This is a genomic window from Prevotella sp. SGI.167 (genome assembly GCF_050313615.1).
Lineage (GTDB): Bacteria > Bacteroidota > Bacteroidia > Bacteroidales > Bacteroidaceae > Prevotella.
On record NZ_JBNPLT010000051.1, the window covers coordinates 1 to 11,803 of the forward strand.

An 11,803-nucleotide genomic window follows, 5' to 3' on the forward strand; every position below is an offset into this window, starting at 1 on the left:
GGACATCATGCGGAGTTGCTTGGCTGATGGGGCTTTGATGCCTTTGTTTGCCATATCCAAATAGAAGTTGAGACTGGTGGTTAAGGCTTTGGTTAACTCTGATGGCATCAGCATGTGCCATTCCTGGTTCTCCTTATCCTCATAGGTTGCTACCAAGTATAGCTTCTGGAGCTTGTAGTGGGTCTTGCGCATCTTGCGTACTACGTAGGTGTTGGCATCGCCTTTTACAAACTCATCTACTATCTGGAGTTCCTGCTTGTTCAAACGGCTCAAGATCTCGATTGGATTATCCAACATCTCCTGAGCTATTCGCCTGGCTGTCTCATCTTTCTTCAAGTTGGGACTTACGTATAAATCGAGCTTGTCACATGCTTTCAGCATATTGACTTTCGTCGTGCTATTGAGTAGCTGAACCAAGCGGATGCTATCAGCTGTGAAGTTTTTATTTGGAATTACTATCATAACATTATAATGTTTCCTGTCCCCAAACTGCTACCAGACGTTCTTTCCAGAGTTTCAGAGGACAGTGGGAATTGAGTTCTACATATAATTTATTGACGGCATCTATGAATTTGTCTAGACCTAACTCTACCAAAGGATGGAAAGGAAGGTAAGTTGGAGCGAGATTGCGATAATCTACGTTCTCGATATCCATTCCTAAGCCCATGGTTTGACCGGCATTGGCAGACATAACAAATATATTGTCGGGATGCTCGCTCTGCCATATCTGGACAAAGGTTGGGCACGGACGCTTCATTATACCAAAGAAATGCTCCTGGTCTTTGATGCTTGAAAGATGCAAAAAGTAATCACCCCAATCGGCATAAAGAGTAACGGAGTTTTCTCCGCCCAACAACAAATAGACATGGGCGTAGTAGGTCTTGCCGGATGGTGTCTTGGTCTTGTAAATGATCTCGACATCGTCTTTATGATAGATGAGGGTGCGGGAGCTACCTAAGAAAAAGGTTGCTCCTGGTTTGATTGATAAAAAGGATTTCATGATTATATATTTTTTTGTTCCTCACTGCAGTATCGTTTTTCGAATCCCTCCGTCTCCCTTTCCAAAGGGAGCTCCACCTCTAACCAAGCCTTCCTCAATAGTCTTTACGACCCCTTCGGTTCCCCTTGTAGGGGACAGAAACCTCAGGAAGCAGGGATGTAACCGCCCTACTCGGTGCTCGGAACCGCTACGCTCTAAGGTTGGCGGACCATCAAAGGTCTTCGCCATGTTATGCGGGATGGGACCGCCTTACTATAGCTCGCTGATTAGAACCGCCTTGCTACAGCTTGATGATTGGGGCGGCATGGCTACAATTTGCTATAGCTTGATGATTGGGGGTGCATGGGGGACAAATTGCTGATTGAGACTACCATTTTTGTTCCTCACTGCAGTATCGCTCTGCACTTGTCGCCACTCGAATGAGGATGTTATCTTATAAATATTGTTGCACAATATTTGCTAGTTCATCAGCGTAAGAGGATGTATCTTCTACATATTCCTTATTTACAAGTATGTACAAAGATAAATCATTTCTTCTAAAATGCTCGAACTTGTCATCAGAAACCGTTGAAAGCACGAAACGACGATAAAGACGGAAACGACGGGAAACCATTCCATCCTGATCTTTTTCGTCTTCTGCTCCAATAAAAAAGAATGAAGCTTTTTCGTCTCGTTTCAATACATCTAACATTATATGAAACATTGTATAGAGTATCGTTCTAACCTCAAAAGTATTGGAACGAAGACTAAACTTATTTTTACTGTTGATATTTGCCTTATCGAAGAACTTCACACAATAAGCATGATTTTTATAACATTCAACTCTTACGATATAGGCATGATGGGATTTGTCTGACTTAAACCGATATTGCAAGGTCTGAATCAGATACTCATCACTCTCACTTTTATCTATCATTTGAAAGATAAAAGGATAACCATCAGACATCAACCGTTCCATTAGATTAACTTTTTGTAAACAGGTATAGCAACCTTATCCATTTCTTCTTTCGAAACCTTAACAACTCCGGGAGTTGCATCGAAATAATCTACAGGATAACGATACTTGCCATTTGGCATCAAAACCTTAGTTACACGGCGAAAGAGAGAGATACCCTCTTCTGTAACTATCTTTGTTACCGTCTTATCTATAATTTTTCCCATAATTCTTTATTTTTATTTCAATATCGCCTGCAAATATAAGGTTTTTATATGAAACAACCAAATTTTTGGAGGAGTTTTTGCTTCAAGTCCAAATTCCACGCAGATTTTATTCCCAAAGGTATGTGATAGAAGTATTCCCTAACACTAGCTAAAGGAACTTTTGCTCTTGTATCACCAGTTTGTTCAATACCGGCAAGAGCTTTTCTATCTTGCGGCACTTCACCTTATTATAATAGAAGTCTATATCATCGAGGAGGTCGTAAGCCTGGTCTTCGGGCATATCACCACCATAGCCGCCAGCGACAATCGTTATGGCGGCTAGCTTGCGAGCATCTAAGTGGATTCGGAAATCGTACATGCTTCGAAGGATTACAGGAAGAGTATTGTATATGACGTTACAATAGTGAAGCAGGTCTTTGAAATCTTCTGATTCCGTTAAGTAGGCTTCAAGCATCTCTTCCTGATATTGGCGGAGAAGCAATAAGTACTTTTCCTTGCCTACCTTACCTTTTATGTTTTGGGTCATCACCCAGAACAGGGCATGGGATAGGACAATTTTATCTTCTGAAGGGTGGTAATAGAAGAGGTCGTCTTCAGGGCGATTATTCTTAGCCCATTGTTCTTCTAACTTACCGATCATTTCCTTTCGAAAGGAATTTCTTTCTTCTTTGTTCATTGGTATATTGCTATTTTATTTTTCCTCATTGCAGTATCGCTCTGCACTTGTCGTCACTCGAATGAGGAGTTTATTCTAATGTCCCACAGAGCTCACAGATTTACACAGATTTCTTCGTTGCAAGCAACGGTAGTCACTATGCCTCACAGCAATAGATATTTCTCTGCACGCGAATTACGTATTTTTTTTCGGAACACGAATTGCACGAATTACACGAATAAGTTGCTTAGTCTCGAAAGATTCGTGTTCAACACTCAATATTATTCTTTTAAGTCGCACACGGATCTCACGAATCTCACGGATTTTTCTTCGTTGCAGGCAACGGGGATTCTCATTTTGCCTCTCAGTAAAAACTCCGAAGGAGTAAAAGATCCGTGAGATCAGTGAGATCAGTGTGGGGAAATTCAACATTCCTCACTCTGCTCCTATGGATTCTATCACAAACCTTTCGAAGCTCGCCTTATAGCCGCCGTCCATCGGGCAGGGATCGTCGGGATAGGACTTGTGATACTCCTCTTCCATGTTGTCAAGATAGTCCATTATCTGCATCACCTGGTCTTTGGTGCTGTGATGCTTCTTCAGCGAAGAACGAAGCAGGCAGTAGGACTGGGTATGACTGGCATAACCCTCTTAGACATGCTTGACTGAATTCTCATTCATGTGGCCAGCCACCTTTAAGGTGCGTACCACATTGCTACTGCCGCCGAGGATGGTATCCGTCAAAGCGCGCAGTGCCTTTTTGGTTTTTGTAAATCGTGTCATTTCTTAATATATTTAAAAAAATTGAATATCTTTTGTTAAGCTATTATAAAATCATCGCCTTTTTGTACCTATATATGTAGGTACAGGATTCTTGGCGGTCTCAACCTTTTTTCTTAAATTCGCAGCAGCTTTCAAGAACGAGGGCTGAAGCAATCTTAAGTTGCCGATTGGTGAACAGCGGGGTGAACACTTGCCCCAAGCATTCACCTTTTCGGCTTCAGGGTGAACCCTAGTAAAAAGAACTTTGTATATACAGCGCATGCTAGAAATATAAGAGTCTCTATTATAATGGGTTATATAGTGTTTTTAACACATTATTAACGCTAAAGGTTGGCATCAGGGTTCACCCTTCACCGACTTCATCGTCAAGTGTTCACCCACACTCTTTCTTAGAGAACGTTGCAAACAACTGATTAGTATATTAACAATCGATAATTAAAAAAAATGAAAAAAGACCCAAACAACAGCATGAATGGGACAGCTACGATGCCATCGTACTTCCCTTGTATCAAATCTTCGGAGAGCCATCCACTCGCCGACTGGTTGTATCTCAAGAGCGTGATTACCTCTAGCCCTGAGCTACGAATGATGACCGAGACTTACCGCAAGCGTCTCGCCATCAGCAAGCAGTTTGCCGACCAGTACAAGCCTGAGATGCCTGCCATCACGGTTTCGGCACTCATGGACGGCTACGGCAGACAACTTGCCAACTTCCTCAAACCTACCTACATGTTCCAGCTCGACTTCGACCATGTGAAGAAGGAAGATATGGAGCAGCTTATCCAACTGGTGAGAGGCGACAGTCATACGATGGTAGAGTATATCACCGTGAGCGGCAGGGGATTCAGAGTATTCTGTGCCTACCATCCTGTAGATGACGACGACATCAGCGTGCTGGAACTCTTCGATGCCGTGCTGCAGAAGGCGATGGCTTACTACACCCAGCTCCTGGGTATCGCTCCCGACAAGCAGTGTGTAGACATCACCCGATGCGCAGGTCTTGCCTACGACCCGGATGCCTATTTCCGTTGGGATGCCGAGCCTTTTGCCCTGGGACCGAAGGACCTGAAGCCCCTCTACACGAAGAAGGCATTGCAGGCGAAGTATTCTACCAGGCGAAACGCCAAGGGAGGTAAGCGAAGCAGCAAGGTGAAAGAGGAGGCGAAGTCAAGCGAAAAGGGTGCGCCAACCATCGAGGAAGCGGCTTCCCACATCAAGGAACTGCTCGACCTGTGGGGCTACCGATTCGAGCCTGAGCATCACAACGAGTACGTGTGGCACTTTGCCGACATCTGCATCTACTATGGCATCCCGCAGGAAGAAGTTCAGACTTACGCCGACCGTGAGTTTGGCTCCAGCTACCAGGATACGGCTTCCGTCGTCAAGTCTCGCTACAAGCATCTGCATAAGTTTGGCATCTGGCACTTCTATCGCCAGGGCGAGGGCCGCAGCGGCAAGCCATCGGTAAGGAGCATCAAGCAGTGGCTACTCACCCACTATCTGTTCCGCCGAAACGAGCTGACGGGATTTTACGAGGTGGAGAGCCGCATCGTTTTAGACGGCAAGTATCCTGACTGGGTACGCATCGACGACAATATCGAGAACTCCATCTGGAGCGAGATGGACGAGTCGGGACTGCATCTCTCGGAGAAGACCTTGCACAACATCATCAACAGCGACTTCAGCGAGCCGTTCGACCCCTTGGACGATTACCTGCGTAGTCTGCCGAAATGGAAGAAGGGAGAGGATCCCGACTACATTGACCAGCTCGCCGACCGCATCGAGGTAGAGAACCTGCCCGACAACGAGCATACGCAGAGCCTCTTCCGCTATTTCTTCAAGAAGTGGCTGGTAGCGATGGTGGTGGCATGGGTAACGCTGAAGGTGGTGAACCAGATGATACTCATCTTCGTGGGCAAGGGAGGCATCTTCAAGACCACGTTCTTCCAAATGCTGTTGCCCCCACAGTTGCGCCAGTACTTCCTCAACGACTCGACGGGAGCCTATACCGACAAGGACTTCATGGAGGCTTTCAGCAGCAAGGCTCTGCTCTGTCTCGACGAGTTTGAGATGGTATTCGGCAAGAACCTGAGCGCCTTCAAGAGCAATATGACCAAGGTGACATTCTCCATCCGCCGACCTTACGACAAGTACCGTTCGGAGATGCCCCACCGTGGATCGCTCTGCGGCACCACCAACAACCAGCAGTTCATCACCGACGAGGAGAACCGCCGCTACTGTCCTTGGCTGGTAAAGAGCATCGAGAGTCCGATAGAGCACCCGATAGACTACGACCACGTGTTTGCCGAGGCAGTGGCACTGGGTCAGGAGGTGATGAGCCATCCTAAGGGCGAGCCCCTGGAGTGGACATACTGGTTGACGAGGGATGACATCGAACTGATGCGCAGTCACAACCGCCTCTTCATGGTAGCCAACTATGCCGAGGAGCAGATACTCCGTTACTACCGGGTGCCGGAGCCAGATACGCCGCTACAGTTTATCAAGTTCCGCTACAGTGCTGAGATACTGGAGAGGATAGGTGTGAACCCTGCCCTTCGCCAGAACCTGAACAACCAGAACATCGGTAACGTGATGAAGCGTCTTGGATTCAAGAAGATTCACAAGAAGAACGGCAACGGCTGGGCTGTGATAGAGAAGGAAGGTAGCGAAATCAACAACGATTCCTTCATCGATCCTACCGATACCGTGGAGGACTAAGTATCTTACTTTCAACCCGTAAGTATGTTACTTTCAACCCGTAAGTATAATACTTAAACATCAAAAGCTATATGGATATAAGAAGCTATACGAAGCAGGAACTGGCTCTGCTCTATTTCCCCGATTCGTCACCGGTGGTGGCAAGTGCTCATCTGATGCGTTGGATTTGTCGCAATCCCGACCTTCTGAAGAAGCTTCAGGAAAGCGGATACGACAAGAACAGCAAGGAATTCACACCTATGCAAATTTCCTATATTATCTATTTTCTCGGCGAACCATAGGCTTCCAAGTATGAGAAAGTATGAGAAAGTATGAGAAAGTGTGAGCAAGTATGAGAAAGTATGAAGTGGCGTTTTCTGATTTCGTATCTTTGCATTGTCATTCAAAGAGGATGATGCTCCTGCCCCATCGGGGGTAGAAGGATACTATCACTAAATTAACCACTTTATGATTCAGTACGTGTTAAAAAAGAACATCAATGAGAAGATGCCGAATGCCTATGGCAAGTTCTTCGCCTATCCGGTCATCACTCAGACCTACGACATCGACCAGCTCGTAGATCACATGGCAAGTCACAACACCCCATTTTCGCGAGGAGCGATTAAGGGTATGATTACCGACATGGTAGCGTGCATCCGGGAGTTGGTTCTCCAGGGCATCGCAGTGAAGATTGCCGACCTCGCCATCCTCTCCATTGGTATCAAGAACAAGGCGGGAGCCGCTACCGAGAAGGAGTTCACCATTGCCAAGAACATCGAGGGCTTGAAGATGCGAGCTCGTGGTACGGGCGATTTCAGTTGTCTGAACCTCAGCCTCGACGGAACGCTGAAGAAGGCCTCTGCTCTGTTGGGGGATGGCACCACCACGGATACCAACCCGGATACCGGAAAGGATACCCCTGGTGGCGACAACACCGACCAGGGCGGTAGCGGAACCACTGGAGGCTCAGATGTAGGCATATAGTCCCAGCCTCCTGGCATCTGAAACAAGAGAAAGCGCATCGGCAGGATGCAGTCCGGAGTAATCCGAGGGCACATCAGGAATGAAATTCAACATTGTCAAATCATCGCCCTGAACGGATGCTTGCTCATCCTGCCCGCTTCCTCTCTTTTGTCTCCCACAGATTTCACAGATTTACACAGATACTCTCGTTGCAAGCAACGGTCTTATACACATCAAGTCTCACAGTAAAGAAAATCTGTGAAAATCTGTGTAATCTGTGGGAAAATTAAACATTCAACATTAATCATTAATAAAAATGAAAAAGGAAACAATTCAGAAAGTAATCAACTTCGTTATCACTGTCCTCACTGCCGTCCTCAGCGCCTTCTGTGTGCAGAGCTGCAAGGGCTAAGGTAATTAATCAATAATCACTAATCATTAATCAATAATCACTAATCATTAATCACTAGAAAAGATGAAGAATCCAAGAAAAATCAATCTGATCGTGGTACATTGCAGTGCCACACGTCTTAACCAGGACTTCCCGGTAGAAGCCTTGGAAGCCTGCCACAAGGCAAGAGGCTTCAAGAGCATCGGCTACCACTACTACATTACGAAGGATGGCGTGGTCTATCCCTGCCGTCCAGAAACCGAGGTGGGGGCTCACGCCCGCCACTACAACGCCCACAGCATCGGAATCTGCTACGAGGGTGGTCTCGACGAGAAAGGCAAGCCTGCCGACACTCGCACTCCAGCCCAGAAGGAATCTCTGGAAGACCTCCTCTACAGTCTCGCCCTCGACTATCCCGGTGCCGAGATCCTAGGCCATCGTGACCTCCCCTGGGTTCGCAAGAGCTGTCCTTGCTTCGATGTCAGGGAATGGCTGAAGGAAATAGACTTCCAGCTCTAGAAAATGCTCCTCATCTGAAAACAGATGGGGAGTTTTTTCGAATCCCTCCGTCTCCCTTTAGCCAAAGGGAGAGTTTTTCGAAAACCTACCCGTCCTTCCTTACCCTTAAGGAAGGCTCCACCTTTCTCACTAAGCCTCTCTTTCCTCAGGAACGAGAGGATGTAGCTGGCTACGCTATAGCCTCCGCCAGAGTTCTGGTATCGTCAGCGAAGCCTGTGCCCTAAAGGGCTGACGATGATAGCTTACGCAATAGAATTGCGAGTATTTGTCAGCTGGCGCATCAACTGTTCTAACTACCCATATTCTTTTTGATATTAGCAATATCTCTTTTGATAGAATCCAATTCTAACTTTATTGGCTTAGGAATTCCTTTTTGCCAATCTACACATCCTTCATAATCTATGCTAAACAGAACATGTTCTACAGAATCTACCAAACTATATACATATTCCGGATTATCAACTAACTTTACTCCTGTCTCATCAATCCGTTTGGTTAACTTTTCCACTTTACTATGCATTCTCTTTGACTCTAATGCAGACTGTAACCCTAAAACAAGTCCAATAACAAACTGAGTTATACTTAACGAGAGATTTCTCTCCATCCAATAGCAGATAAATGAAACTGTAAGAGAAAGCACCAATAAACATCCCGGAGTATACTTGCTACAAAAACATCTATAAAAGAAATCTTTCATATATTTCATTGCTTTAAAAGTATATCACCATTACAGCGTCACCACTATATTACAAGTAGTTACACCTATCAGTTTTTTGAAAAAAGTTATTTTGTATCGTTTGTTGGGTTAAGGATTGCTAAGCACACTCCTTCACCTTATCTGTTCTTTCAACATGGTAACGATTTGCCCCACCTGTCTTTAAGAGTTCAATACTCTATTGGGGCTGACTTTGCCCTATCATTCTCTCCAGATACCCATATAGTTCATCTTCCATATTGCTATAGTCGCAATAGGGACTATCGTCGTTAAGCATATCTTCCATACGAGAATCACCCCAGGCTAACTCCAGGTCACCAAAAAGACGATGATACTTATTGGTCAGTAACAGATGGAAATCCATTGCCTCCTTCGTCTGCCAAGAAATATCTGGATGCTGGCGCAAATGACAGTACAGATGACGCAGTACATCTAAGAATAGAACGACACTTGTCTGAACTCCACCACACCAATATGAATCAAACCACCTTTCATGTTTTCTACATGCCTTACCTAAATGGTCGAACAAACAGAAGATTAAAGAAATGGCTTCCTGATATTGCTTGTTGCGGATATACTCATGTACATTATGAATGAATGGGAACAGACTTCGGGATACTTCCCGCTCTTCTTCACGAACTATTGCTGCATCAAAAGCGGCAGAAACTTCAGCTTGATGTTCAGACTCAAACTTATTCCATTTGCAACTACACCATTTCTTGATGCTTTCCATCGCTGGCCGGTATTCCTTATAGCCTCGCTCCTTCCACTCTTCCAGAATCTCAAAAACCATCTGATTCAAATCATACGGGGTGGTCTTGCAGTCATTGCGATACCAATCGTTATAGCATTCGTAGTAGCCATCCACAAACCATTCATTACGGAACCAGAAATGGCAATCCTCCATGTAGTTCATCTCAAAAAGGAGATGAAGATACTTGAGCTGGTCTATATCCAGGTCATCCAGTTTTGATTTCAGGTTTCTGAGATAGAAACGTGATTGAGCAGGTTTTGATTTAGCAGCCTCCACGTTCTCTTTTGCCGTAGCATATCGCTGCTCGATATAGGAAGTAAATGACTCGCTTATCTCATCCAGCATCACAAATCCATCCTTGCCTCTGTTTGCTGTATTGACCACTACCCAAACCATACATTTCAAATGATGATATTTGAGCAAGTGACGTTTCCAAAGAACATTTCCCTTGCCACCTGATATGATATCGTGAGCAAGGACTATCTCCTCATCATCTAATATCGATACCATTTCTTCGGGATGGGATACGACATAGGATGATATATAATCTGCCATCTTCTCTTTCGACCAAGACATTGGAATCTTCAAGGCTATATCTTGTCCAATAGCCACAAGATTGTCTTTAGAAAGCATCTGTAAACAAGAAGAATATCTCTTCGTTGTATCGTACGTCGAAGAATGAAATGTAATATAGTAACGGGTAGCCATTTTTTATTATTTTGTTCCTCATTGCAGTATCGCTCTGCACTGGTCGTTTTTCGAAAACCTACCTTCAATAGTCTTTAAGACCCCTTCGGTTCCCCTTGTAGGGGACAGAAACCTTCCTTAACCTTAAGGAAGGCTCCACTTTTCTCACCAAGCCTCTCTTCAATGGTCTTTACACCCCCTTCGGTTCCCCCGTTCCCGGTGGACAGAAACCTCAGGAACGAGAGGATGTAACCGCCCTCCGGTGCTCGGAACCGCTACGCTTTATGGTTGGCGGGGCATCAAAGCCCTCGCCAGATTGTACGGGATGGGACCGCCTGGGGATAACTTGCTATAAACTTGGTAGGACAGGCTAGGACTTGTGCTTCACTTCTCAACCTTTAAGGTAATCTCATCACCAAAAGTCAAGATGACACGCTTGGCGTTCTCCTGCTCTAAGGTCTGCACCTGATTCTCAAGCCAAAGGCTCATGAAGGAAAGGTCAGGATGGTACAAATCCGTATAGCGATAGACTTCCGGGAAACCATGAACTTGATCCGTGGCTGTAATTTCCAAGAAATATTGAGGGGCTGGCGAGGTACTTTTCCTCGTCAGTACCACTTGCTTAAGATCTAACATTTCCATATACTCTATTCGATTTTTTGCAAGAATGCTTTAGGAATATATCCTGTCGTAACAGCACACAACCCCTTGATACTCACATAAAGTTTATGATCTTTTTTGATACGGACGACATAGCCTTCCGCTCCTTTCAAAGGACCTTCAATAACTCTGAACTTGTCGCCTTTGGTAAACTTCGGATTATACTCATCATAAAAATCAAGTCCTTCAACACCAGAAGTTGCCACAATATTGAAGATTTTCACTTCGCGTTCTGAAATTTTAGAAGGTTCTTTCAAGTTCTCAGAATTTTTGCCACGATAGAGCATCACTTTATTGAGAAACTTGCGCTCCATCTCTTCTGCTTCTATTCTCGTGGTACGGAAAAGAATGAGAGATGGCATAATGGGAACTTCCTTCACCAATTTCTTTTTCTTATTCTTGTCCCAATATTCTTGTTTCACATCATAAATATGTTCTATCTCATTGGTAACGAAATATGCCTTGATAGGCTTTCCTTTCCCAAAAAATATCTTGAATGCATACCAACTCTTCTCGTTGTCTGGTTGTATCATTGTTTATTTTTTTCTATTTTGATCAGGGTGTACTTCTCATTCCCCCGTGTCGTGAAATCATGTTTCAAAACACTTGGCAAGAAAGGGTTGGTTAGTCTATTCCCAATAACGGAAACCTCTAATCACAGACATACTCCTGATCCAAGAGCATGATAGTCTGCAACCCTTGGAATGATTAGCTGTCCGATTCCTTTGTCCTCAAAATCCTTCCCTCAATCACTCCCGTTCTTCTGAATCTCTACATAAGAGATACAGAATCACCTTGCAAAAATACGAAAAATGTTG

At 44.8% G+C, this 11,803-nt stretch carries 14 protein-coding genes; 5 read left to right on the forward strand and 9 right to left on the reverse strand.

Annotation, left to right across the window (positions count from 1 at the left end; translation table 11 throughout):
* The 5 genes from ACQRBJ_RS15095 to ACQRBJ_RS15115 all read right to left on the reverse strand — a co-directional run.
* The coding region (locus ACQRBJ_RS15095; protein ID WP_445304120.1) for a hypothetical protein at positions 1-462 on the reverse strand (462 nt) is incomplete at its 3' end.
* 4 nt (positions 463-466) lie between these two features.
* Positions 467-1,000, reverse strand: a complete 534-nt coding sequence (locus ACQRBJ_RS15100) for a hypothetical protein (protein WP_445304121.1) — start codon at positions 998-1,000, stop codon at positions 467-469.
* Positions 1,001-1,433: 433 nt separating this feature from the next.
* Entirely contained in the window at positions 1,434-1,958 is a 525-nt protein-coding gene (locus tag ACQRBJ_RS15105; RefSeq protein ID WP_316211735.1) for a hypothetical protein, read from the reverse strand.
* Positions 1,958-2,161 carry a hypothetical protein gene (locus ACQRBJ_RS15110; protein ID WP_117587747.1) on the reverse strand — a complete coding sequence of 68 codons (204 nt, stop codon included), beginning with the start codon at positions 2,159-2,161 and terminating at the stop codon, positions 1,958-1,960. Before ACQRBJ_RS15110 ends, ACQRBJ_RS15105 begins: the two co-directional genes overlap by 1 nt.
* A 148-nt stretch (positions 2,162-2,309) precedes the next feature.
* Positions 2,310-2,801, reverse strand: a complete 492-nt coding sequence (locus ACQRBJ_RS15115) for a hypothetical protein (protein ID WP_445304122.1) — start codon at positions 2,799-2,801, stop codon at positions 2,310-2,312.
* A gap of 1,242 nt (positions 2,802-4,043) precedes the next feature.
* Here ACQRBJ_RS15115 and ACQRBJ_RS15120 point away from each other — a divergent pair.
* From ACQRBJ_RS15120 to ACQRBJ_RS15140, 5 genes are all read left to right on the forward strand, one after another.
* Positions 4,044-6,317 carry a VapE domain-containing protein gene (locus ACQRBJ_RS15120; protein ID WP_445304123.1) on the forward strand — a complete coding sequence of 758 codons (2,274 nt, stop codon included), beginning with the start codon at positions 4,044-4,046 and terminating at the stop codon, positions 6,315-6,317.
* A 71-nt stretch (positions 6,318-6,388) separates the two neighbouring features.
* On the forward strand, positions 6,389-6,598 hold the full coding sequence (locus tag ACQRBJ_RS15125; protein WP_445304124.1) for a DUF4248 domain-containing protein: 210 nt from the start codon (positions 6,389-6,391) through the stop codon (positions 6,596-6,598).
* Between the two features lie 166 nt (positions 6,599-6,764).
* Positions 6,765-7,280, forward strand: a complete 516-nt coding sequence (locus ACQRBJ_RS15130) for an HU family DNA-binding protein (RefSeq protein WP_441217365.1) — start codon at positions 6,765-6,767, stop codon at positions 7,278-7,280.
* Positions 7,281-7,575: 295 nt separating this feature from the next.
* Positions 7,576-7,671, forward strand: a complete 96-nt coding sequence (locus tag ACQRBJ_RS15135) for a smalltalk protein (protein ID WP_153122254.1) — start codon at positions 7,576-7,578, stop codon at positions 7,669-7,671.
* Between the two features lie 63 nt (positions 7,672-7,734).
* A complete protein-coding gene (locus ACQRBJ_RS15140; protein ID WP_445304125.1) occupies positions 7,735-8,169 on the forward strand; it encodes an N-acetylmuramoyl-L-alanine amidase in 435 nt (144 codons plus the stop codon).
* Between the two features lie 289 nt (positions 8,170-8,458).
* Here ACQRBJ_RS15140 and ACQRBJ_RS15145 read toward each other — a convergent pair whose 3' ends face one another.
* The 4 genes from ACQRBJ_RS15145 to ACQRBJ_RS15160 all read right to left on the reverse strand — a co-directional run bounded on the left by ACQRBJ_RS15145 (position 8,459) and on the right by ACQRBJ_RS15160 (position 11,518).
* A complete protein-coding gene (locus ACQRBJ_RS15145; RefSeq protein ID WP_287621995.1) occupies positions 8,459-8,875 on the reverse strand; it encodes a hypothetical protein in 417 nt (138 codons plus the stop codon).
* A gap of 187 nt (positions 8,876-9,062) precedes the next feature.
* Complete coding sequence (locus tag ACQRBJ_RS15150; protein WP_445304126.1) at positions 9,063-10,193, reverse strand: hypothetical protein; 1,131 nt, start codon at positions 10,191-10,193, stop codon at positions 9,063-9,065.
* Positions 10,194-10,709: 516 nt separating this feature from the next.
* Complete coding sequence (locus tag ACQRBJ_RS15155) at positions 10,710-10,961, reverse strand: hypothetical protein (RefSeq protein ID WP_295346478.1); 252 nt, start codon at positions 10,959-10,961, stop codon at positions 10,710-10,712.
* 11 nt (positions 10,962-10,972) lie between these two features.
* Positions 10,973-11,518 (reverse strand): UpxY family transcription antiterminator, encoded by a 546-nt coding sequence (locus ACQRBJ_RS15160; RefSeq protein WP_445304127.1) that lies wholly within the window; start codon positions 11,516-11,518, stop codon positions 10,973-10,975.
* Between the last annotated feature and the right edge of the window lie 285 nt (positions 11,519-11,803).